General features: G+C 45.0%; 16 protein-coding genes, 16 tRNA genes and 3 rRNA genes. 1 reads left to right on the top strand and 34 read right to left on the bottom strand.

Going from position 1 to position 23,476, the window contains the following annotated elements; all coding sequences use genetic code 11:
- Nucleotides 1–397: 397 nt before the first annotated feature.
- The 29 genes from ACUXV2_RS04400 to ACUXV2_RS04260 form a co-directional block, all read right to left on the bottom strand.
- Nucleotides 398–1,366 (bottom strand): sugar phosphate isomerase/epimerase family protein, encoded by a 969-nt coding sequence (locus ACUXV2_RS04400; protein WP_446245836.1) that lies wholly within the window; start codon nucleotides 1,364–1,366, stop codon nucleotides 398–400.
- A gap of 12 nt (nucleotides 1,367–1,378) precedes the next feature.
- Complete coding sequence (locus ACUXV2_RS04395; protein ID WP_446245835.1) at nucleotides 1,379–2,419, bottom strand: Gfo/Idh/MocA family protein; 1,041 nt, start codon at nucleotides 2,417–2,419, stop codon at nucleotides 1,379–1,381.
- A gap of 17 nt (nucleotides 2,420–2,436) precedes the next feature.
- Nucleotides 2,437–3,462 (bottom strand): Gfo/Idh/MocA family protein, encoded by a 1,026-nt coding sequence (locus ACUXV2_RS04390; RefSeq protein ID WP_446245834.1) that lies wholly within the window; start codon nucleotides 3,460–3,462, stop codon nucleotides 2,437–2,439.
- A gap of 13 nt (nucleotides 3,463–3,475) precedes the next feature.
- On the bottom strand, nucleotides 3,476–4,201 hold the full coding sequence (locus ACUXV2_RS04385) for a ThuA domain-containing protein (protein ID WP_446245833.1): 726 nt from the start codon (nucleotides 4,199–4,201) through the stop codon (nucleotides 3,476–3,478).
- 13 nt (nucleotides 4,202–4,214) lie between these two features.
- Nucleotides 4,215–5,789: a response regulator transcription factor gene (locus tag ACUXV2_RS04380; protein ID WP_446245832.1), complete on the bottom strand. Its 1,575-nt coding sequence runs from the start codon at nucleotides 5,787–5,789 to the stop codon at nucleotides 4,215–4,217.
- Entirely contained in the window at nucleotides 5,770–7,581 is a 1,812-nt protein-coding gene (locus ACUXV2_RS04375; protein ID WP_446245831.1) for a sensor histidine kinase, read from the bottom strand. Before ACUXV2_RS04375 ends, ACUXV2_RS04380 begins: the two co-directional genes overlap by 20 nt.
- 232 nt (nucleotides 7,582–7,813) lie before the next feature.
- Complete coding sequence (locus ACUXV2_RS04370) at nucleotides 7,814–9,091, bottom strand: ABC transporter substrate-binding protein (RefSeq protein WP_446245830.1); 1,278 nt, start codon at nucleotides 9,089–9,091, stop codon at nucleotides 7,814–7,816.
- A gap of 71 nt (nucleotides 9,092–9,162) precedes the next feature.
- Entirely contained in the window at nucleotides 9,163–9,990 is an 828-nt protein-coding gene (locus ACUXV2_RS04365) for a carbohydrate ABC transporter permease (protein WP_446245829.1), read from the bottom strand.
- Nucleotides 9,990–10,931: a carbohydrate ABC transporter permease gene (locus tag ACUXV2_RS04360; protein WP_446245828.1), complete on the bottom strand. Its 942-nt coding sequence runs from the start codon at nucleotides 10,929–10,931 to the stop codon at nucleotides 9,990–9,992. The genes ACUXV2_RS04365 and ACUXV2_RS04360 overlap by 1 nt, the downstream gene beginning before the upstream one ends.
- Nucleotides 10,932–11,603: 672 nt before the next feature.
- Nucleotides 11,604–11,677: transfer RNA gene (locus ACUXV2_RS04355), tRNA-Gly, on the bottom strand.
- 2 nt (nucleotides 11,678–11,679) lie between these two features.
- A tRNA-Leu gene (locus ACUXV2_RS04350) sits at nucleotides 11,680–11,764 on the bottom strand.
- 7 nt (nucleotides 11,765–11,771) lie between these two features.
- A tRNA-Cys gene (locus ACUXV2_RS04345) sits at nucleotides 11,772–11,845 on the bottom strand.
- A 7-nt stretch (nucleotides 11,846–11,852) separates the two neighbouring features.
- A tRNA-Gly gene (locus ACUXV2_RS04340) sits at nucleotides 11,853–11,927 on the bottom strand.
- A 7-nt stretch (nucleotides 11,928–11,934) separates the two neighbouring features.
- Nucleotides 11,935–12,006: transfer RNA gene (locus ACUXV2_RS04335), tRNA-Gln, on the bottom strand.
- A gap of 39 nt (nucleotides 12,007–12,045) precedes the next feature.
- Nucleotides 12,046–12,121 (bottom strand) — tRNA-His (locus tag ACUXV2_RS04330).
- Nucleotides 12,122–12,132: 11 nt separating this feature from the next.
- Nucleotides 12,133–12,206: transfer RNA gene (locus tag ACUXV2_RS04325), tRNA-Trp, on the bottom strand.
- Nucleotides 12,207–12,314: 108 nt separating this feature from the next.
- Nucleotides 12,315–12,398, bottom strand: a tRNA-Tyr gene (locus ACUXV2_RS04320).
- 10 nt (nucleotides 12,399–12,408) lie between these two features.
- A tRNA-Thr gene (locus tag ACUXV2_RS04315) sits at nucleotides 12,409–12,484 on the bottom strand.
- A 101-nt stretch (nucleotides 12,485–12,585) separates the two neighbouring features.
- Nucleotides 12,586–12,661: transfer RNA gene (locus tag ACUXV2_RS04310), tRNA-Phe, on the bottom strand.
- A 185-nt stretch (nucleotides 12,662–12,846) separates the two neighbouring features.
- Nucleotides 12,847–12,923: transfer RNA gene (locus ACUXV2_RS04305), tRNA-Asp, on the bottom strand.
- Between the two features lie 7 nt (nucleotides 12,924–12,930).
- Nucleotides 12,931–13,004, bottom strand: a tRNA-Met gene (locus tag ACUXV2_RS04300).
- An 80-nt stretch (nucleotides 13,005–13,084) separates the two neighbouring features.
- Nucleotides 13,085–13,160 (bottom strand) — tRNA-Val (locus ACUXV2_RS04295).
- 44 nt (nucleotides 13,161–13,204) lie between these two features.
- A tRNA-Glu gene (locus tag ACUXV2_RS04290) sits at nucleotides 13,205–13,279 on the bottom strand.
- A gap of 14 nt (nucleotides 13,280–13,293) precedes the next feature.
- A tRNA-Ser gene (locus tag ACUXV2_RS04285) sits at nucleotides 13,294–13,385 on the bottom strand.
- Between the two features lie 3 nt (nucleotides 13,386–13,388).
- Nucleotides 13,389–13,463, bottom strand: a tRNA-Asn gene (locus ACUXV2_RS04280).
- Nucleotides 13,464–13,470: 7 nt separating this feature from the next.
- Nucleotides 13,471–13,587: ribosomal RNA gene (gene rrf, locus ACUXV2_RS04275) — 5S ribosomal RNA — on the bottom strand.
- 168 nt (nucleotides 13,588–13,755) lie between these two features.
- Nucleotides 13,756–16,689 (bottom strand): 23S ribosomal RNA (locus ACUXV2_RS04270).
- 194 nt (nucleotides 16,690–16,883) lie between these two features.
- Nucleotides 16,884–18,435: ribosomal RNA gene (locus tag ACUXV2_RS04265) — 16S ribosomal RNA — on the bottom strand.
- Together the 16S, 23S and 5S rRNA genes with 16 tRNA genes alongside form the textbook arrangement of a ribosomal RNA operon.
- A 274-nt stretch (nucleotides 18,436–18,709) precedes the next feature.
- Nucleotides 18,710–19,582: a nucleotidyltransferase-like protein gene (locus ACUXV2_RS04260; RefSeq protein WP_446245827.1), complete on the bottom strand. Its 873-nt coding sequence runs from the start codon at nucleotides 19,580–19,582 to the stop codon at nucleotides 18,710–18,712.
- A gap of 151 nt (nucleotides 19,583–19,733) precedes the next feature.
- Between ACUXV2_RS04260 and ACUXV2_RS04255 the strand changes: the two genes are divergently transcribed.
- Entirely contained in the window at nucleotides 19,734–20,081 is a 348-nt protein-coding gene (locus ACUXV2_RS04255; protein ID WP_446245826.1) for a YgzB family protein, read from the top strand.
- 121 nt (nucleotides 20,082–20,202) lie between these two features.
- Here ACUXV2_RS04255 and perR read toward each other — a convergent pair whose 3' ends face one another.
- The 5 genes from perR to ACUXV2_RS04230 all read right to left on the bottom strand — a co-directional run bounded on the left by perR (nucleotide 20,203) and on the right by ACUXV2_RS04230 (nucleotide 23,381).
- Nucleotides 20,203–20,643, bottom strand: a complete 441-nt coding sequence (gene perR / locus ACUXV2_RS04250; RefSeq protein WP_446245825.1) for a peroxide-responsive transcriptional repressor PerR — start codon at nucleotides 20,641–20,643, stop codon at nucleotides 20,203–20,205.
- A 91-nt stretch (nucleotides 20,644–20,734) separates the two neighbouring features.
- Nucleotides 20,735–21,283 (bottom strand): cob(I)yrinic acid a,c-diamide adenosyltransferase, encoded by a 549-nt coding sequence (locus tag ACUXV2_RS04245; RefSeq protein WP_446245824.1) that lies wholly within the window; start codon nucleotides 21,281–21,283, stop codon nucleotides 20,735–20,737.
- Nucleotide 21,284: 1 nt separating this feature from the next.
- Complete coding sequence (locus tag ACUXV2_RS04240; RefSeq protein WP_446245823.1) at nucleotides 21,285–22,235, bottom strand: D-2-hydroxyacid dehydrogenase; 951 nt, start codon at nucleotides 22,233–22,235, stop codon at nucleotides 21,285–21,287.
- A 201-nt stretch (nucleotides 22,236–22,436) separates the two neighbouring features.
- Complete coding sequence (gene bcp, locus ACUXV2_RS04235) at nucleotides 22,437–22,907, bottom strand: thioredoxin-dependent thiol peroxidase (protein WP_446245822.1); 471 nt, start codon at nucleotides 22,905–22,907, stop codon at nucleotides 22,437–22,439.
- Between the two features lie 72 nt (nucleotides 22,908–22,979).
- Nucleotides 22,980–23,381 carry an ion channel gene (locus tag ACUXV2_RS04230; RefSeq protein ID WP_446245821.1) on the bottom strand — a complete coding sequence of 134 codons (402 nt, stop codon included), beginning with the start codon at nucleotides 23,379–23,381 and terminating at the stop codon, nucleotides 22,980–22,982.
- Between the last annotated feature and the right edge of the window lie 95 nt (nucleotides 23,382–23,476).

Genomic DNA, 23,476 nt, shown 5'->3' with positions numbered 1-23,476 from the left:
GATCCCATAATGATGGGTTTCGGGTTATTTTTTATGGGTGAGTTGTATTTACGCTGCTGGAAGCGTCATTTAGATAAATGTCGTAGGGTTAACGGCTTTTATGATGACCTATATCATATATTATTGAGCATTAGGTGCTGATTAAATCGTGTATCTTTTAATTTTACCAATTAATCTTCGAAAAAAGGCTGTTATTCTTTCGAATTTGGGCCTTAATCTTCGAGAATTCACCAATAATCTTTGAGAAATCGAAATAATTCCGTCACTTACCAAATTATGTAAATACCATTGAAGACCCGCCCCTCATTCCAACGCCACAAAAAAACCTCCCTTCCATCCCTGCACAATAAAAAGCCCCAAACCTAAGCCGGGGCCCCACTCTCCAAAATATATACTTCTACACCCACCACATATCCGAAGGCTGTTCCTCGATCAGGATCGATTTTAGATTCTTGACTGCACGCCCGAATCCTTCCTCGATCGACATGATTGGATCTTCATGTTCAATACTCACCACATAATCGTAGCCGAAAGTACGCAGCGCACTCATCATGTCGGACCATTCCTGAAGGCTGTGACCGCATCCGACCGAACGGAACGACCATGCACGGGTCTGGATGTTTCCATAAGGCTGCATATCAGTCAAACCATACATGTTGACGTTATCCTGATCGATATACGTATCCTTTGCATGGAAGTGATGGATCGCATTTTCTTTTCCAAGGATCTTGATTGCAGCCACCGGGTCGATGCCCTGCCACCATAGGTGACTTGGATCGAGGTTGGCACCGATTGCGTCACATGTTTCCTCGCGAAGCTTTAACAGCGTGTACGGCGTGTGGACAAGGAACCCTCCGTGCAGCTCGAGGCCGATTTTGACACCATGTTCCTCAGCAAGCTGTCCCATCTTTTTCCAATAAGGAATCAACTTCTCTTCCCATTGCCATTTCAAGATGTCCCCGTATTCATTCGGCCAAGGCGAGACCGGCCAGTTAGGATGCTTGGCACCTTCATGATCTCCGGCTGTTCCCGAGAAGCAGTTTACAACAGGCACGTTCATCAAACCGGCAAGCTTGATCGTCTTCTCAAGAGCTGCATGCGATTCTTCAGCAAATGCTGCATCCGGAGAGATTGGGTTGCCGTGACAGCTGAAGGCACTGATTTCAAGGCCGCGCGAAGTCACTTTTTGCAGGTATTCATTTCGTTTTTCTTCACTTTCCAAAAGGGCATCGAGATCGCAATGAGCATTTCCCGGATAGCCGCCGGTTCCGATTTCGACCGCATTCAAGCCTGCTTCTTTTACATAATCAAGCATTTCATCAAGATTCTTCTGAGAAAATAATACTGTAAATACACCTAATTTCATCTGTGCTTCCTCCTATTTCAATGTGATGCTTTTACGTGTTTCACTGCTTTTATAAATCGCATCTACGATCACGGAAACAGCCATGGCTTCTTCCGGTTTTACAATCAGCTCTTCAAGCCCGAGACAGCTGTTGATGAAATTTTCGGCTTGTGGAAGACTGGGATCATCTTCACCGGGAATCCAGTCAGCTTCGCTGTTCAAAAGCATTCCATGCTTCATTTGATTGATGTGAAGGGGGAATAGATCGACACCACCCGTTTCACCGGATATGCTCAAGCTTTCCTCATCGCTTTTTACATTGGCGGACCAGGATGTTTCAAAAAGCATCGATGCACCGTTATCAAACTTGATATAAGCCGTCACATGGTCATCGACCTCAAAGTTTTCACGGTCGAAGTCTCCCCATTGGTTGACTTCTCCCGGCATTCTGCTCAGCTTGTTATAGGCAGTCCCAGTCACTTCTACAGGTTTCGGATTCCCGAGCAGCCAGAGTGCCAGGTCCAGGAAGTGGCAGCCGTAATCGATGAGACTTCCCCCTCCCTGCAGATCCTTGTTCGTGAATACGCCCCAGCCCGGCACCTTCCGTCTGCGGATTGCCCTTGCCCTTGCAACGATCGGCTCGCCGATTTCGTTAGCTGTGATGAATCGTTTCGCAGCACGGGAATCTTTCATGAATCGGTAGTGATAAGCAATTGCGAGTACTTTTCCCGATTCATCCGCAGCATCGATCATCGCCTGGCATTCTTCAGGCGTCATCGCCATCGGTTTTTCACAGAATACATGGAGACCCGCTTTAAGGGCCGCTATTGTAATTTCAGCATGAAATTTATTCGGGGTACAGATCGTGACGGCATCGACATGCCCGAACATGTCCCTGTAGTCGCTGAATACTCTCGGTATATTGAATTCATCGGCCACGGTTTGAGCCGTCAATGTGTTAATATCACTGACCGCTTCGAGCGCGACCGTTTCTGACAGTTTTTTAAAAGTAGGGATATGACGGCTTTGGGCGATACCGCCGACCCCAATCATCCCCATTCGAAGCTTTGACATGCTGCATTCACCTCAGATTACAGTTTTACGATTGTTTTCGTTTCATTTGACTCAAGCGCAGATAATACAACTTGCAGGGACTTCATTCCTTCATTTCCGCTTACAGGCGGTTCCGTGTCCCCGAGGATGGACTGTACAAACTGATCGATCACACGTGAATTCGTCTGGCCGCCGTCTTCATTCGTCTGGATGCCGCCAAGCTCATATCTGACCACTTCACCGGTGGCGTATTGAACAACCAACGAATGAACCGGATCATCCTCCAATCGGAGAATCGCTTTCTCCCCGTAAATAATCGTTGAGTTGTCTTCTTTTGACACGTAAGACCAGCTCGCTGCAAGGGTCCCGATCGTCCCGCTTTCTGTTTTCAGCACACATACCGCTGTATCGTCCACATCGGCATTTTCCTTAGCACTCGTTTCCACGAATGCCCCCACTTCGACGAACTCTTCGCCAAGCACATAGCGGAGCAAATCGGTCTTATGTACACCGAGATCTCCCATCGCACCGATGAACGCTTCTTCTTTCTTAAAGAACCAGCTGTCTTTACCATCGGCACTCCACCCTTCAGGTCCACCGTGACCGAATGCAGAGCGGAAACTGTAAATCTTGCCGGCTTCACCTTTTTCGATCAGTTCTTTTGCTTTTTGATGGGATGGAACAAAGCGCTGATTATGAGCAATCATCAGTTTCCTGCCGCTTTTTTCAGCTGCTGCAATCATGTTCTCCGCTTCTTCAGTCGATGTCGCCATCGGCTTCTCACATAGTACATGTTTACCTGCATTCAGTGCGGCAATCGAAATCGGCGCATGTAAGTAATTCGGCGTACACACACTTACTGCTTCCACTTCATGATTTGAAAGGAGTTCTTTATAGCTTGTATAAGCTTCAGCTCCGTATTTTTCCGCCGTCTTTTTGACACGTTCTTCCACTATGTCACACACCGCAACGATCTCCACGTCTTTGTTGCTTGCATATTCAGGCAGATGACGATGCTGGGCGATACTTCCACAACCGATGACACCAATTTTTAATTTGCTCATGTTACTTCCTCCTTTAGTTAGCTCCTTTAATTTCTTCCAGCGGTTTTGCATTCCCGTATACGGGTCTGTTGCGTTCTGTCGGCTTTGCCCATTCCACTGCATTGATAATCACTTTCTGGACTTCCCTGTTGTAATAAGTAGGGTATGTTTCATGTCCCGGCCGGAAGTAAAAGATCTTCCCGTTCCCGCGCTGATACGTACATCCGCTCCTGAACACTTCGCCCCCTTCAAACCAGCTCACCATCACCAATTGATCAGGTGCCGGTATGTCAAAATGCTCCCCATACATCTCTTCTCTTTCAAGTTCGATGTATTCCCCCAGACCTGCAGTGATTGGGTGACTCGGATCGACTATCCAGATACGTTCTTTTTCATCGGCTTCACGCCACTTCAAATCACAGGATGTCCCCATCAGCTCTTTGAAGATTTTTGAGAAATGACCGGAATGGAGGACGATCAGCCCCATGCCGTCAAGTACACGCTGTTTCACTTTTTCCACTACTTCATCCGAGACCTCATCATGAGCGATGTGCCCCCACCAAAGGAGGACATCCGTTGAATCTAAGACCTCATCTGTCAGCCCGTGTTGTTCTTCATCCAAAGTCGCGGTTCTGACGCTGAAGGATTCCTCCCCCAGGAAAGATGCAATCGTTCCATGGATTCCTTCAGGATATACCTCGCGCACCTTTTCGCTTTTCTGTTCATGACGATTTTCATTCCATACTGTAACGTTTACCATGATTTGACCTCCATCAGTTATGTTTTAAAAGTGACTGCCTGAATTCATTGGGAGAAATCCCGACTTGTTTCTTGAATACTTTGCTGAAGTATTTTTCATTTCCATATCCTACGCCATATGCTACTTCATATATTTTGAGATATGGATTTTCTAATAGCTTCATAGCTTTTTCCATCCGGATATTCGTTAAATAATCCGTGATTGTCAGGCTGTATTCCTGTTTGAATTTCCTTGAAATGTATTCTCTGCTCAGGAAAAATGTATCTGATATTTCCTGCAGGGTGACATCCTCCTGATAATGCTGCTGCAAATACTCTTCGATTCCCTGCATATTGTTTTTTTCTTTCTGAAACTTCTTCGTTGTTAAGGTTTCGACCAGTTCATTGAATTCTTTCCTCTTTTCTTCTTTGAATTTTTGCAGTGAAAATGCCCCTTCTTCACTCCAATAATCCACACCGCGGTAAAAAGAAAATGAACTCTCAATCTCATACTCTTTCAACCAATTATTCCGAAGCAGTTCAAATTGATTCTCCCAAATCTCAATTTGCTCCAGTGAAAGCGTATGCCTGCTTTCCAAAGCCTGAAAGATTTGCTGAAGTAAGGATTCCACTCCTGCAGGACTCCCCGTACGAATCGTCCATTTCAGGTCATTTGAATAGTCGAGCAGGTGCAGAAGGGGTTTAGATTGTCCACCGGAAGTAATGATCTTATCCTGCTTTCTTAAATCATGCTTCAAATACACTTCCAAGGAAGATGCATAAGCTTCCTGCATGTTCAATGACGTTTCCCCTAAAGAGATCGTGATGCAGATTTTGCTGAACTGATAAATCAGCGAATAAAGTTCATCCAGCAAAAACGTTACGTTCTTATCGTTCCAAAAGAGAATGACGAGTTCTTCATCTTTATGGATATTCCTGAAGCAAACCCCGGCATTTTGTTTTCTAAGCACTTCATTGCAAATATTCGTCAACGTAAAGAAGGCAAGGTCTTTATCCCCTTGAAATGATTTCATGACGATTGGCTTGATTGGAATGAGTGCAGCAGTCTTTTTCAGTTTGCTGAATACAACACCAAATTCATTTACAATCTTCTCTTCCGCTTCTTCCGGAATGATTTCAGCATTGCATAGATTGGAAAACAGACGGTCCCAATAAAGCGGCCTCACCTCATTTATTACTCTGCTTTCTTCCACCAGGTACTTTCTCGAACGAGCCTGCTCCTTCCACTCATTGACCGCTTTTTCCAATGTGTCATTCAAGACATCCGGTTCAATCGGCTTAAGGATATAATCAAAGCTTTTATAAAAGATCGCATTTCTCATATACTCAAAATCATCATACCCGCTCACTACAATTGTCTTGCTTTTGATATTGGAAGAATGCAGCCACTTTAAGAGACTGATTCCATCAAGCTTCGGCATCCTCATATCCGTAAAAATAATTTCCGGCCGGTGCTCTTCGATCAGCTTTTTTGCCTGCTCTCCATCCTCTGCCTCTAGGATGGTATGAATCCCATATTGATTCCACTCAGCTAATAAAAGTAACCCTTCGCGCACATGTTTTTCGTCGTCAATGATGATTGCTTTCATTCGCTTCACCTTCCATCTTTATTGGCAGCTTCATGGTAACCTTAAAACCTCCTTCTTCAGGATTTTCAAGGAGTAAAGCTGCGTTACCACCGTAATAAAGCTTCAAGCGTACATATACATTCTTCAATCCAATGTTCGTGGCATCACCGATTTTATTTAAAGCAGCAGCTTTGAAATGTTCATATACTTCGTCTAATCGTTCTTTTGTCACGCCTACGCCGTTGTCCCAGACGGTGATGACGAGATGATCATCTTCACTCGTACAAACCAGTTCGATTCTGCCGACCCCATCACGGATATCGAAACCATGCTTGAAGTAGTTTTCAATGATCGGCTGGAGGATCATCTTCGGTACCGAAACATCCATTACCTGTTCATCCACTTTTATCGTGTAATCGAGATTCTCCCCGAATCGCTCCTTTTGCAGAAGAAGGAATGCCTTTGTATAATTGATTTCTTTATCCAGCGGCACCATATCTTCTTCCATATTCATTCCATACCTCATGATCTTCGAGAGATATGTTATGAGGGTGTATACTTGCGGCACTTTATTCTTTAAAGCAACCGTACCGATGGATTGAAGTGCATTGTATAGAAAGTGAGGGTTTATTTGTGACTGCAGGACTTTTAATTGATTGTTCTTATTCTCAAGCTCAAGCTTGTATTCACGATTGATCAACGTATTGATCCGTTCGATCATCTGGTTAAATCTGAATCCCAGCAAACCGATTTCATCTGAACCAAATGACGGGAACTGTACATTCATATTCCCTTTTTCCACTTGTTGAATATTCTTTAGAAGGATACGGATCGGCGACGTGATTTTGAAAGATACGAACAGTGTGGCAAGGACGACCAGCGTCAATCCAAGGATTCCAAATAGAATGTTGATCTTCGCAACACTGAAGGCGCTTTCGTAAAGGTTCGAATAACTGACCCGCTTCGCAAGGATCCATCCCCCCGCTGATACCGGCAGCTGATCATACATGATCACTCCATTGAACTGATCTTCTTTCCATTCAAGCGTCCCCGCAACCTCTTTTCCCTCCACAATGCGTTTGATCCATTTCTGGTTATTCTGATCATCCGAAACATCAAGGTCAGAGCTGTATATCATATCTCCCTGAGGAGTCAGAAGATAAAACTCTTCTGTCTCGGCCGTATATAAATTTCTGCTCAAATCAATGATCTTCTCCGGGGATATCTCAAGGGATATGTAGGCAAGAACCTCATCATCAGGGATATTCCTGAATGCCCTGTGAACCGTTATGATATTTCTCGAACGCTTGATTTCACTCTCCTGCTGGGGAAATGTCGGTTCAATATACATATTGTATGGACTGCGCTCGGCTCTAAGGAAGGCTCCTTGATTTGTCTCGTCCTTTACACTTGAAAAAACGACATTAGAACGTTTTGTAGCTGAGATGACTCTGTCCTCTCCCTCAAACGAAATCCTCACCCCATTGATTGTGTCTGCAGTGTATAAAATCGTTTGCACAACGTTCTTCACAATTCCAATCGTCAGGTAATCATTCCCCTGACTCGGGTTTCTCATGTAGTTTATAAAATCAGGGTTATTATAGAGCGATAGGGTCAAATCATTTAATTCATTTATATAACTCTCTAAATTTATTTTCCCCTGATATAGCAAATTCCTGCTCTCTGCAACCACCTGATCTTCTATCGAATTCTTCGTGTACAAATATGTAATCACAATGGAGCTGCCAAAAGGGACAATGGTGGTAATCATCAGGAGCACAATCAGCTTATTCCGGATACTGTTCTTTAACATGAGGAAAGGTACCTCCACATTTTGCTTACCCCTAGTATAATACCTGCTTGTACATACATGAAGTGTTTTTTCAAAATAATGAAATATTTGTCTTTGAACACCGCTGTTGATTTCCGTGTAAGACTTCGCTTTCCGCGGGTGACCCGTGAGCCTCCTGGTCGTAGCTCCCGTAAAGTACTTATAGAATAAACAGAAAGCATGCCTTTTCAGACATGCTTCCGTTTATTCTGTTTTACTTTAAGTTATCCCAAGATTGCTGGAATCTCTCCAGTAAAGTATCATAGTCGATTTTTCCTGCAGCATATTCCTGGATGGCAGCAGCAAATTCTTTGTTTGCTCCATCCGGCCATTTGAACCAAGTCCAAGGGATTGTTTTCTCTTCTTTAGAGTAGTCAAGAATGGACGTACCAAGGTCACCAAGTCCTGCAGGCTCGATGTTATCGAATGCCGGGATGAACGCAAATTCTTCTGTGATATAACGTTTTCCTGTTTCAGAGGAAACCATCCAGTTCAAGAATGTTTTTGCTTCTTCAAGGTGCTCAGAGTTTTTGTTTAATACCCAGTTATTCGGTACACCGACTGGAAGACTGTTTGCACTTTCTTCATTGTTCAATGCAATCGGCAGGAAGCCCATATTCATGTCAGGGTTGATTTCAGTAATCATATTTTCTGTCCAGTTACCTTGCTGAAGCATCGCTGTTTCACCAGAAGCGAAAAGCGTTACCTGCGTGTTGTAATCAGTTGTTAGAGGATTATCATTTGCATATTTAAGCTCAGTATCTAGTACTTCCTTGAACTGCTTGAACTTTTCATTACCTACGATCTTTTCAGAACCATCGTATAATCCTGCGATGAAGGCTTCAGGATCATCCTGCTGAGCGAAAGGAATGTTCAGTAAATGCTGACCGATTACCCACCATTCTCCGTATCCAGCCGAGAATGGAGTGATTCCTGCTTTTTCAAGCTTCTTGGAAGCGTCTTTCAATTCATCAATTGTCTTTGGAGCTTCTTTGATGCCTGCTTTTTCAAACAGATCTTTATTGTACACAAATCCGTACCCTTCAAGGTTGACCGGCATACCATAAAGCTTGCCGTCTTCAGCTGTCATTGGAACTTTACCGATAGGCAGAACATGCTCCACCCATGGCTCACCTGAAAGATCCGCTAACTTCTCCTGCCAAAGTTCTAATTCTTTAAAACCACCGTTATTGAAGATGTCCGGCTCTTCCCCGGAAGCAAACTTCGCTTTAAGTGCAGCACCGTAATCAGCACCGCCTCCAACAGTTTCAAGTTTCACCTTGATGTTTGGATGTTCTGCTTCGAATTCCTTGATCATCTCTTGAAGCTGATCAGCAATTTCCACTTTAAATTGGAACAAGTTAAGAGTGACTACATCATCACCTGACTTGGAATCACCGTCGCCTCCTGATGACGATTCTTTTGAAGAACAACCTGCGATGATACCAAATACAAGAACGAAAGATGTAAGAAGTAAAAGAATGCGTTTCATAATTGGTTTGACCTCCCTGGATATAATTTTATTGTATATAAAGTCCTGCATGAATGACAGAACCTTTATATCTACTTGATGGAACCTGAAGCAATCCCTTTAATGATATGTTTCTGCAAGAACAGGAAGAATACGATGATCGGTGCAATGCCAAGCACCAATGCCGCAAGTCCCATATCCCACTGCTTTGTATACTGTGCAAAGAATGAACTTGCAGCAAGTGGAATCGTCCGCAGCTCAGAGTCCTGTAAAACAAGGAGCGGCAGCAGATAATCATTCCATATCCAAAGAGTATTCAAAATGATGACTGTAACAGTGATCGGCTTCAGGAGAGGAAATACAATTCTCCAAAACACGCCAAACTGGCTGCATCCGTCAATCATTGCTGATTCCTCGATTTCAACAGGCACTGTTTTTACAAAACCATGAAATAAGAACAGGGATAGTGGTACTCCAAATCCGAAGTACATGATGATCAGCCCGGGAATGCTATTTGTCAGATTCAATGCTCCTCCGAGTTTCATCAGAGGGATCATCACTGTCTGAAACGGAATGACCATCGCTGATACAAAAATAACAAACAGGATCTTACTGAACTTGCCCGGAGTCCGGACCATCTTCCATGCAGCCATCGAACTGATGATGACCAACCCAATATTGCTTGCCACAGTGATGACAAGTGAATTCCAGAATGCCCTTGGGAAGTTAATGATCTCCCATACCTTGGCATAATTCGAAAACATAAATTGCTCAGGCCATGCTGCAGCATCAATGAGGATGGCTGCAAACGGCTTTACAGAATTGATAAAAACAAAGTAAAAAGGAATCAAGAAGATGAGACCAAGTGCAATCCCGATAATTTCAAGTACAAATGTCTTCTTCGTATAGCGATTGCCCATTAAGCCTCAACCTCCTTCTTCTTCGTCAGCATTACCTGGAACGTTGTAAAGATTGCCACGACCACAAAGAATAAAATAGATTTCGCCGTTCCAAGGCCGTAACGGTTATTCTGGAATGCTTCCTGGTAAATATTAATCGCTACAGACTGAGTCGAATTGAATGGCCCTCCGCCTGTCAACGAGATATTCAAATCAAAGATCTTGAATGCCATCGAGATCGTAAGGAAGAAACAAATCGTGAATGCCGGAAGAATCAAAGGAATAATGATCTTTGTCAGCAGCGTCCAATTTGATGCACCGTCCATCTTGGCAGCTTCTAATAGGGAGTTATCCACCCCTTGCAAGGCTGCTACGTAGATGACCATCATATAACCGCTGATCTGCCAGGCAAATACGATGACAATCCCCCAGAATGCCGTCTTCTCATCACCAAGCCATGGCATTTTAAAGAATGCAATATCCGTCATATTCCCGACAGATGCAAATCCTTTAACAAAGATGAACTGCCAGATGAAACCTAATAATAACCCGCCGATGACATTCGGAATAAAAAACACCGTTCTCAGGATATTACGTGTTTTGAGTGCCGCATTTAATAGTAAAGCAAATCCAAAACCGATTAAATTACTGATGATAACAGCAGCAAACATAAATTTCGTCGTAAACATGAAAGAATTAAAGAACGTTTTGTCATTCGTGAAAATCTGCTTATAATTGTCAAAGCCTACCCACTCTACAACAGAACTGACTCCATTCCAGGAAGTGAAAGAATAATAGACTCCCATTAAAAAGGGCAGAATCTGAATCACTAGGAAGAAGAGTAATGCAGGTCCTACAAAGGCAGCGTACGTCAATAAGCTCTTATATTTAAACTTTCTCTTTGACACTGCCTTGATCTGTGCTTGGGTACTTACCGGTCCAGTCTTTATCTTTGGTTCCACACGCATCACCACCCCTTTGTTATGTAACCGCTTTCTTATAGTATAAAGGGAATGCTATTTTAAATAGGTCAACAAAATTGACAAAGAAGGTGCACTATTTTGACTATATGGTGGAGTGGCTCTATCTTGTCATTTTTTAACCACTTAACATTGAGTATTATGGTAGGAGGAATATTGTAGAAAAATTCTAGGAGTTAATAAGATGAGGAAGTGATTGCGGTACTTCCCATTTTGATAGAGGAGTTTTATTTAGTTGGTGATGCAGGTTTTATGAAGAGGATTGTTTAGGGGCATATTAAGCTGAGGATGAGGTTGAAATGGCTCAAAAATTGCCTTTAGAGGAGGTCAGAAGACGTTCTGATGCTTTTTCCTTCCGTGGATACTCGTATAGGGCGGAACAGGGAGACTCCTCAAAATTAATTGGCCCAATTACTAAAAAATTGATCCAATGTTTCATTAATTGCACCGGGTTCCAAATAATTGCACCAATTTCTCATTATTTGTTCCGAATTCACGATAATTGTACAACTTAGAATCATTCCAATTAAAGCAAGATCTATCTACTCCATTTTTCAGATACAAAGCATGATCCTCGAACCATTATCCTTCAGCTCCTTTCCTTAAAAACAAAAAAGACTCCCTCATCAAGAGAAAGTCTTAAGTATGTATGATTGGAGCGGGTGATGGGAATCGAACCCACGACATCAGCTTGGAAGGCTGAGGTTTTACCATTAAACTACACCCGCAATGGTACCGGTGGCCGGGGTCGAACCGGCACTCCGTGAGGAACACGATTTTGAGTCGTGCGCGTCTGCCTATTCCGCCACACCGGCATTCATATGGAGGCGCCAACCGGATTTGAACCGGTGATAAAGGTTTTGCAGACCTCTGCCTTACCACTTGGCTATGGCGCCATATGAATGGAGCGGAAGACGGGATTCGAACCCGCGACCCCCACCTTGGCAAGGTGGTGTTCTACCACTGAACTACTTCCGCAATACTACTGGGCTAGCTGGATTCGAACCAACGCATGTCGCAGTCAAAGTGCGATGCCTTACCGCTTGGCTATAGCCCACTGATAGTATATGTCACTATATTGTTAGTGTGACAATTATGGGGCGACTGATGGGAATCGAACCCACGAATGCCGGAACCACAATCCGGTGCGTTAACCACTTCGCCACAATCGCCATAATCGTATTGGCAGGGGCAGTAGGAATCGAACCCACACCAAAGGTTTTGGAGACCTTCGTTCTACCGTTAAACTATGCCCCTATGAAAATTTGTTTTTTCTTACTCTTCGCATATAAGCATAATGCTCCGCTTCGCTGCTCAAAGGTTAAAGAAGATTATTTTACTCCGCTGACGCTTCGTAAAAAATCATGGTGGAGGGGGGCAGATTCGAACTGCCGAACCCGAAGGAGCGGATTTACAGTCCGCCGCGTTTAGCCACTTCGCTACCCCTCCATCTGTTGAGTGGTGCCGGCAAGAGGACTTGAACCCCCAACCTACTGATTACAAGTCAGTTGCTCTACCAGTTGAGCTACACCGGCACGTAAAATGATGATCAAGTTTCGGCTAATAAACTTATCATTGTATACATGGTAAACATTAAAGACGTTTGTTTTACTCCGCTATGCTTCGTAAAAAAACATGGTGGCTCAGGACGGAATCGAACCGCCGACACATGGATTTTCAGTCCATTGCTCTACCAACTGAGCTACTGAGCCATAATATTATTTTCGTTCCTAATCTGAGTATCCGATTGTCCATCGTCCAGCTCTCAGAAGGATTATTCAAGTTGCTGCTCGAGCTGTACGCTGATGTTTACTCGGTGAAGCTTATTCACCGTGCTCTACCAACTGAGCTACTGAGCCGTATTTTTTGTTTATTACTTCTAACTATTCAAATAAAATGGCGGTCTGGACGGGACTCGAACCCGCGACCTCCTGCGTGACAGGCAGGCATTCTAACCAACTGAACTACCAGACCAATGGTATTGCGGGGACAGGATTTGAACCTGCGACCTTCGGGTTATGAGCCCGACGAGCTACCGAACTGCTCCACCCCGCGACGATATAAAATCTTCTTAAAGCGTTTTCCTTAAAGTAAGGAAAGGTATTTTCACTACTTTATGCTTCGTGAAAAAGCTATGGTGGAGGATGACGGGATCGAACCGCCGACCCTCTGCTTGTAAGGCAGATGCTCTCCCAGCTGAGCTAATCCTCCAATTTGTATGGTGAGTTCTTTTCGCTTAGGCGAAAAAACTTCTTTGGTGACCCGTACGGGATTCGAACCCGTGTTACCGCCGTGAAAGGGCGGTGTCTTAACCGCTTGACCAACGGGCCATATAAGTATGTTATGGCGGAGAGCAAGGGATTTGAACCCTTGAGACAGCGTTGACCGTCTACACGATTTCCAATCGTGCTCCTTCGACCACTCGGACAGCTCTCCATATGGCTCCGCAGGCAAGATTCGAACTTGCGACCGATCGGTTAACAGCCGATAGCTCTACCACTGAGCTACTGCGGAACGATGTGCCTGGCGATGTCCTACTCTCACAGGGGGAGATCCCCCAACTACCATCGGCGCTGAAGAGCTTAACTTCCGTGTTCGGCATGGGAACGGGTGTGACCTCTTCGCCATAATCACCAGACAAATTTATGATGTCTTTTTTAGGGACAAGTACTATTATATCGTCTTTCAAAGATTTTTCAAGACTTTTTTTGTACTTTTTAAGAGAAATTTATTCCCTGAAAACTAGATAAAGGATTGATGTCAAGAATACCGGTATTGCCGTTGTGTTCATTTAAAATGACTCTTTGTGGTTAAGTCCTCGATCGATTAGTATCAGTCAGCTCCACATGTCACCATGCTTCCACCTCTGACCTATCTACCTAGTCATCTTCTAGGGATCTTACTCACATAAAGTGATGGGAAATCTCATCTCGAGGGGGGCTTCATGCTTAGATGCTTTCAGCACTTATCCCTTCCGCACATAGCTACCCAGCGATGCCTTTGGCAAGACAACTGGTACACCAGCGGTGCGTCCATCCCGGTCCTCTCGTACTAAGGACAGCTCCTCTCAAATTTCCTGCGCCCACGACGGATAGGGACCGAACTGTCTCACGACGTTCTGAACCCAGCTCGCGTACCGCTTTAATGGGCGAACAGCCCAACCCTTGGGACCGACTACAGCCCCAGGATGCGATGAGCCGACATCGAGGTGCCAAACCTCCCCGTCGATGTGGACTCTTGGGGGAGATAAGCCTGTTATCCCCGGGGTAGCTTTTATCCGTTGAGCGATGGCCCTTCCATGCGGAACCACCGGATCACTAAGCCCGACTTTCGTCCCTGCTCGACTTGTAGGTCTCGCAGTCAAGCTCCCTTGTGCCTTTACACTCTGCGAATGATTTCCAACCATTCTGAGGGAACCTTTGGGCGCCTCCGTTACTCTTTAGGAGGCGACCGCCCCAGTCAAACTGCCCACCTGACACTGTCTCCCACCCCGATAAGGGGCGCGGGTTAGAATTTCAATACAGCCAGGGTAGTATCCCACCAACGCCTCCACCGAAGCTGGCGCTCCGGCTTCCAAGGCTCCTACCTATCCTGTACAAGCTGTACCAAAATTCAATATCAGGCTACAGTAAAGCTCCACGGGGTCTTTCCGTCCTGTCGCGGGTAACCTGCATCTTCACAGGTACTATAATTTCACCGAGTCTCTCGTTGAGACAGTGCCCAGATCGTTACGCCTTTCGTGCGGGTCGGAACTTACCCGACAAGGAATTTCGCTACCTTAGGACCGTTATAGTTACGGCCGCCGTTTACTGGGGCTTCGATTCGCACCTTCGCTTGCGCTAAGCACTCCTCTTAACCTTCCAGCACCGGGCAGGCGTCAGCCCCTATACTTCGCCTTACGGCTTCGCAGAGACCTGTGTTTTTGCTAAACAGTCGCCTGGGCCTATTCACTGCGGCTCTTCGAGGCTATGCACCTCAAAGAGCACCCCTTCTCCCGAAGTTACGGGGTCATTTTGCCGAGTTCCTTAACGAGAGTTCTCTCGCTCACCTTAGGATTCTCTCCTCGCCTACCTGTGTCGGTTTGCGGTACGGGCACCTTTTTCCTCGCTAGAGGCTTTTCTTGGCAGTGTGGAATCAGGAACTTCGCTACTATAATTCGCTCGCTATCACAGCTCATTTCGCGATGATGGGATTTGCCTCATCATCAGCCTAACTGCTTAGACGCACATATCCAGCAGTGCGCTTACCCTATCCTCCTGCGTCCCCCCATTGCTCAAACGGAAAAGAGGTGGTACAGGAATATCAACCTGTTGTCCATCGTCTACGCCTATCGGCCTCGACTTAGGTCCCGACTAACCCTGAGCGGACGAGCCTTCCTCAGGAAACCTTAGGCATTCGGTGGATGGGATTCTCACCCATCTTTCGCTACTCATACCGGCATTCTCACTTCTAAGCACTCCACCAGTCCTTACGGTCTGACTTCACTGTCCTTAGAACGCTCTCCTACCACTGACACCAAAAGGTGTCAATCCACAGCTTCGGTGATACGTTTAGCCCCGGTACATTTTCGGCGCAGAGTCACTCGACCAGTGAGCTATTACGCACTCTTTAAATGGTGGCTGCTTCTAAGCCAACATCCTGGTTGTCTAAGCAACTCCACATCCTTTTCCACTTAACGTATACTTTGGGACCTTAGCTGGTGGTCTGGGCTGTTTCCCTTTCGACTACGGATCTTATCACTCGCAGTCTGACTCCCATGGATAAGTCTTTGGCATTCGGAGTTTGTCTGAATTCGGTAACCCGATGAGGGCCCCTAGTCCAAACAGTGCTCTACCTCCAAGACTCTTACACATGAGGCTAGCCCTAAAGCTATTTCGGAGAGAACCAGCTATCTCCAAGTTCGATTGGAATTTCTCCGCTACCCACACCTCATCCCCGCACTTTTCAACGTGCGTGGGTTCGGACCTCCATCCAGTGTTACCTGGACTTCATCCTGGACATGGGTAGATCACCTGGTTTCGGGTCTACGACCACATACTCATTCGCCCTATTCAGACTCGCTTTCGCTGCGGCTCCGTCTCATCGACTTAACCTTGCATGGGATCGTAACTCGCCGGTTCATTCTACAAAAGGCACGCCATCACCCGTTAACGGGCTCTGACTACTTGTAGGCACACGGTTTCAGGTTCTCTTTCACTCCCCTTCCGGGGTGCTTTTCACCTTTCCCTCACGGTACTGGTTCACTATCGGTCACTAGGTAGTATTTAGCCTTGGGAGATGGTCCTCCCAGCTTCCGACGGGATTTCACGTGTCCCGCCGTACTCAGGATCCACTCAAGAGGGAACGAAGTTTCAACTACAGGGTTGTTACCTTCTTTGACGAGCCTTTCCAGACTTCTTCGTCTACTCCGTTCCTTTGTAACTCCGTATAGAGTGTCCTACAACCCCAAGAGGCAAGCCTCTTGGTTTGGGCTACATCCCGTTTCGCTCGCCGCTACTCAGGGAATCGCATTTGCTTTCTCTTCCTCCAGGTACTTAGATGTTTCAGTTCCCTGGGTCTGCCTTCCATACTCTATGTATTCAAATATGGATATTGTTCCATTACGAACAATGGGTTCCCCCATTCGGAAATCTCCGGATCAAAGCTCACTTACAGCTCCCCGAAGCATATCGGTGTTAGTCCCGTCCTTCATCGGCTCCTAGTGCCAAGGCATCCACCGTGCGCCCTTCATAACTTAACCGAATTGGTTGTTACATAAGGTTTAAAACCTAAAATGGCGATACTCGGTAATTTCTTGACTATCAATAAATCTTTATCTAGTTTTCAAAGAACAAATTCATTTCGTCTCGTAAGAGACAAAAGGTTTTGATAGTAATTAAACCATCAAAACTGAACAAAACTTCGACTGTCAAACGTTTCATATATATTCCTTAGAAAGGAGGTGATCCAGCCGCACCTTCCGATACGGCTACCTTGTTACGACTTCACCCCAATCATCTGTCCCACCTTAGGCGGCTGGCTCCAAAAGGTTACCTCACCGACTTCGGGTGTTACAAACTCTCGTGGTGTGACGGGCGGTGTGTACAAGGCCCGGGAACGTATTCACCGCGGCATGCTGATCCGCGATTACTAGCGATTCCAGCTTCATGCAGGCGAGTTGCAGCCTGCAATCCGAACTGAGAACGGTTTTATGGGATTGGCTAAACCTCGCGGTCTCGCTGCCCTTTGTACCGTCCATTGTAGCACGTGTGTAGCCCAGGTCATAAGGGGCATGATGATTTGACGTCATCCCCACCTTCCTCCGGTTTGTCACCGGCAGTCATCTTAGAGTGCCCAACTGAATGCTGGCAACTAAGATCAAGGGTTGCGCTCGTTGCGGGACTTAACCCAACATCTCACGACACGAGCTGACGACAACCATGCACCACCTGTCACTCTGTCCCCCGAAGGGGAAAGCCCTATCTCTAGGGTTGTCAGAGGATGTCAAGACCTGGTAAGGTTCTTCGCGTTGCTTCGAATTAAACCACATGCTCCACCGCTTGTGCGGGCCCCCGTCAATTCCTTTGAGTTTCAGTCTTGCGACCGTACTCCCCAGGCGGAGTGCTTAATGCGTTAGCTGCAGCACTAAAGGGCGGAAACCCTCTAACACTTAGCACTCATCGTTTACGGCGTGGACTACCAGGGTATCTAATCCTGTTTGCTCCCCACGCTTTCGCGCCTCAGTGTCAGTTACAGACCAGAAAGTCGCCTTCGCCACTGGTGTTCCTCCAAATATCTACGCATTTCACCGCTACACTTGGAATTCCACTTTCCTCTTCTGCACTCAAGTTCCCCAGTTTCCAATGACCCTCCACGGTTGAGCCGTGGGCTTTCACATCAGACTTAAGAAACCACCTGCGCGCGCTTTACGCCCAATAATTCCGGACAACGCTTGCCACCTACGTATTACCGCGGCTGCTGGCACGTAGTTAGCCGTGGCTTTCTGGTTAGGTACCGTCAAGGTGCCGCCCTATTCGAACGGCACTTGTTCTTCCCTAACAACAGAGTTTTACGATCCGAAAACCTTCTTCACTCACGCGGCGTTGCTCCGTCAGACTTTCGTCCATTGCGGAAGATTCCCTACTGCTGCCTCCCGTAGGAGTCTGGGCCGTGTCTCAGTCCCAGTGTGGCCGATCACCCTCTCAGGTCGGCTACGCATCGTCGCCTTGGTGAGCCGTTACCTCACCAACTAGCTAATGCGCCGCGGGTCCATCTGTAAGTGGTAGCTAAAAGCCACCTTTCAACAGTCCCTCATGCGAGGAACTGAGTTATCCGGTATTAGCCCCGGTTTCCCGGAGTTATCCCAGTCTTACAGGCAGGTTACCCACGTGTTACTCACCCGTCCGCCGCTGATCTCAGGGAGCAAGCTCCCTTTGATCCGCTCGACTTGCATGTATTAGGCACGCCGCCAGCGTTCGTCCTGAGCCAGGATCAAACTCTCCGATAAAAGTTTGAATAGCTCTTTTTTGCAACGATTACTCGTTGCGGTAAATCTAGAATTAACGTTGACGTATTGTCTTGTTTTGTTCAGTTTTCAAGGTTCAATTTGTTGTTGCGCTCCGTTTGAAGCGACCTTTTCATCTTATCAAGTTATGTACTCGGTGTCAACAACTTTTTTATTTTTTCTTGTCGCCACTGACCGGACTCGTTTGTCGTTCAGCAGCGACATGTACTAATATATCAAGGTTCCTAATTGAAGTCAACAAAAAAATGATATTTTACTATAGTTTTTTTGGAGCTCGATAATACCGGTGGTATACACCTTTCCCTTTTGTTTCTACATCTACTATTTCAACGAAGCCTTTATCCGTTAAATATTCGATCAGCATGCCAAGATCAACGGAGTAATGTTTGGCTTCTTCATGGTTAAGAAGCTCCTGAAAACTCCACTGTTCTTTTTGTTCCAGTATATTAATCAAATGCTCTGAGGCCACCTTGGTTCTAGAATGGATCAGAAACTCGCTGGCTAAGAATAATAGTTCAAGTCTTTTATCGATTTCTTCTTCGCTTGTGACGAGTTCTTCATATAACTTGTAAATCTCAGGTTCGATTTGCTTCACCTGATTCCAGACAGTCACTTCCGGATGAAATCCATTTTCGATGACAGCAAGCCTTGCCAAATGGTGCAGGGAATGGACGATATGATTATAGGCGTCAAGGTAATGCTTAGATTCAAAGAATACTTTTCCATCCATATATCGGCGAATCAACTTCCCGAATTCCATCCCCATTTTGATTTTCCTGCCATAAAACGGGAAATCCCTCAGTTCGGTTTTAAGGTTCTGTACGTATTCATTGCGATCGAATAAAACTTTCCCATTGAACAACCAATCGATTACCTTTCGATTGGAACCGAGCAGGATCCACTCCTTTAGCTTTTGCTCTGTGACAATATGTAAGGCGGCCTTGTGCTCTTTATAGGTATAGTGTTTAACAAATACCGGATCTTCTGATTCTTTTACAATAAGAAATAACACGATATCGAATGTATCTGTTACAGGACTGGATTTCTTGCTCTGCTCTATTAATAAGACACCTAATGTATTCGGGTGGCTGGTACGTTCCTGGTAAATCGGGCGTAAAATGTCTTCCATAAAAAACTCCTCCACATCAATCATTGGTTGGTAACTATTTCGACATTGAAACAGGATTTCCTTCTCTTAATATAGTCATTTTTCGACAAATGGTTTTCCTATCCACTCACTCCATCAAATATGGTATAGTATTTTTCTAGGAGGGACAATCATGGCGAAGAATTATTCCAGTAAGATCAATAAAATCCGTACATTTGCTTTAAGCTTGATTTTCATCGGATTTATCATCATGTATGTAGGTATATATTTTAAAGAGCATCCATGGGTCATGACGATCTTTATGCTGCTCGGTTTCCTTGGAATTATCGGAAGTACAGTCGTCTACTTTTGGATCGGGATGTTATCGACAAAGGCAGTCCAGGTCACATGTCCGAATTGCGGCAAGGTTACAAAGGTCCTGGGCCGTGTAGACATGTGCATGTATTGTAATGAACCGCTGACTCTGGACCCTGACTTAGAGGGCGAAGAATTTAATGAAGAGTATAATAAAAAGAAGTAGTTAAAATCAAACAAAGACCTGCCGGGTTGGCGGTCTTTTTGTTTTGCCCTTTTTCTAACGTGACTGGTCGGAGATGACAAGGGCAATAGAAAAAAGAATGGTTCTCTGTGAGAACCATTCTTCAATGAGTTTCTTTTGAGGAGCAATCCGTACATGTACCGTAAATCTCCATACGGTGATTGTTCACTTTAAATCCCGTTACGTGAGAAGCCAATTGTTCCACTTCATCCAATCCGGGATAATGGAAGTCTACGATTTTGCCGCACCCATCGCAAATGACATGGTAGTGATCTGTGGTTACAAAGTCAAAACGACTAGAAGCATCACCGTAAGTCAATTCTTTTACCAGACCGACTTCGCGGAACACTCGTAGGTTGTTGTATACCGTAGCCACACTCATATTGGGGAATTTACCCTCAAGTGCTTTATATATGTCATCAGCTGTAGGATGAGCCATTGAATCAATTAGATACTCTAAAATCGCATGACGTTGAGGCGTGATACGGACTCCAGTTTCTTTCAATGTTGAAATCGCTTCTTTTAATTGTCCTTCTTCAGACATCGTCATGCACCTCTTTTCATAAGAATTATTATTTTATAATCTTTATAAATAGTGTACTAATCCCGTGTGCCTTTTGTCAATCTTTCAGCTATTACTGGTGTAAGTTTCTCTCTTGCTCCCCCAGCTGTTGATTAATATACCGTGCCGCTACAAATAAGAAATCGGAAAGCCTGTTCAAATAGGAAAGGACTAAAGGATTTACTTCCTCTCCAATTCCTACCGCTTCACGTTCTGCTCTTCTCACAATCGTACGGGCAGTATGTAACGCAGCGCCGGCAGGATGGCCGCCTGGGAGGATGAAATTACTTAGAGGAGTCAATGTTCCATCAAGAAAGTCGATCTGTTCCTCGAGTTCTTTGATATTCGTATCTTCAAGTTTCCACTTCACTTCTTTTCCGGGCGGTGTAGCAAGTTCCGCACCCACATGAAACAGGACAGTCTGGATTTTGTGAAAGAAACCTTCAAACTGTTCCTTCCCATCAAAGTACTCTGCTTTTAAATAGCTTAACCCGAGACCGATCATTGAATTCGCTTCATCACATGTTCCATAGGCTTCCACCCTTTGATCTTTTTTGGAAACGCGTGAACCGTATACAAGTGAAGTTGTCCCTTTATCTCCTGACTTCGTATAAATCTTCATATTAATATCCCCTCTCTGAGTCGATCACATTTATTAACTCTTCACTTTTATTACTATATGCTATTAGATTCTTTTTAAAAATATCAAGTGCTCTCGGCATATACATTTTTGTGATACTCGATAAATGCGGTGTTACTGAAATCCTATTTTCCTGCCAGAATGGATGATCCGCAGGCAGTGGTTCCTGTTCGAACACGTCAAGAAATATATGAGCAACCTTCTCGGTTCTTGCAGCATCGAGAAGGATTGTTTCTTCTACAAGATCTCCTCGACCAATATTAATGAATACGGCTGTATCCTTCATCTTCACAAAATGCTCAGTTTGAAGAATATATGTTGTTTTCTCCGTGCTCGGAAGAACAGCAACGATATAGTCCGCCTGAGGCAGGAATCCTTCAAAATTCCCGAGGGTAAACATTTGGTCGAAGTGTTCCGCTTTTTTTCCAGATGAGTTCACCCCTGCCGTCTTCATGTTAAACGCTTTTCCTAACCGTGCTATTTCACTCCCGATTGCGCCTGCCCCCAAAACCAGCAGGGAGGCTCCATTCAATTCGGAGGTCGGAAGTCTTCTGCTCCATACTCCTTCCTCCTCTTGCTTCAGAACCGATTTCAGCTGTTTGGCATACTGAAGCATCAACCCCAAAGTGAATTCTGCCATAGGAATCTTATGTATTCCCCTTGCATTGGTGACGAGGATCCCTTTCCTCCTGATTGCTTCAAAAGGCATTTTTTCAAGTCCCGCAGATGTCACCATAATCCACTTCAGGCTCTGTGAAAGTTCTATATGTCTGTCGGTCAAGTCCTCGCCCATCGTGACGATGATCTCTGCATGGGGTAGTGCGTGTTCAGCTTCATGAATCTTTTTGTAAAACGAAAATTCAACCTCAGGAAAGTGTTCGCGTAAATCGGTCACGAACTCTTCCTTTGGCTGAAATGTTACAACCACCTTCATTGTTTTACCTCCCATCCCTGTTGAAGATAGTTTATCATAATTCACTTTAACCCATAAAAAAAGAGGACCGATAAATATCGGCCCTTTACACGGATGAGACTGACTTATTTGAGGAGGTTGCCCTACTCTTACTATATGTCCCTTCCTTGAATGTGAATGGACAAAAGCCTCATGCTTTACAAATTAGGCTTGAAAATAGGCTTACGAAAGATTTTCTTCTATATATTCTAGAGCTTCTTCGACATGCCCCTTCACCCTGACCTTTCTCCACTCTTTCGTCAGGTTTCCATCTTTATCAATAATAAAAGTGGAACGTTCGATTCCCATATACTCTTTACCGAAGTTTTTCTTAAGCTTCCAAACCCCATACTCTTCAGCCACTTTATGGTCCTCATCCACCAATAGCAGGAACGGCAGGCCGTGCTTGTCCACGAACTTTTCATGTTTCTCGACTGGGTCAGGACTCACTCCAAGGATCACAGCATCAAGCTTTTCAAAGTTTTCATGCTGATCTCTGAAATCACACGCTTCAGTCGTGCACCCTGGAGTCATATCTTTCGGGTAAAAATAAAGCACCACATGCTTGCCTCTGTAATCAGACAGCTTTACCTTTTCTCCATTACTTGCAGTCAATTCAAATTCTGGCGCTTTTTGACCTGTTTCAACTGTCATTTGCTGATCCCCTCCATTTTGTTTGTATCGTTAGCGTACCCAATAGGAAGGAAAAACTCAAATCATAAGGGATTACTTTTCATAATTCATAAACGATTTAACAACGAACGCAGCGGGAATCGTGTAGCCGAGCCAGGATTCAATGAGCGCGATCCCCCTGCCGATCCCTATGGGAGTCACATCCCCATATCCGACAGAAAACAGGGTAATGCCGCTGAAATACATCGTTGTAAAGATATGATCAAAAAAGTCTCCGGAAATCGGCTCCCCGTTTTCGACCAGTATTTGTATACCCTCAAGCTCCAATAAGGCAAAAAGCAGTCCAAACCCGAGCATAATTGTTACATAGCACATCCCTAAAAAGAAAAAGTGGTGAAATGATACATATTGAACCTTCCATTTGGACGGATAAAATAAGGATCTCAAACTCATGGTCATACAAATAAGGATCATAAAGGCAATCACATATATCATGTCTAATCCCTCTTTCCAGGCTTGTCTTTGTATATGTACGCTCAGTATTTACCAATCATTCCGTATTCTTTGTCCGTCCTTCAACGGTTTGTGTT

This window comes from Rossellomorea sp. NS-SX7, from assembly GCF_052828565.1.
Note: the sequence above shows the minus strand (reverse complement) of the source record. Positions and strands in the feature narration are given on the sequence as shown.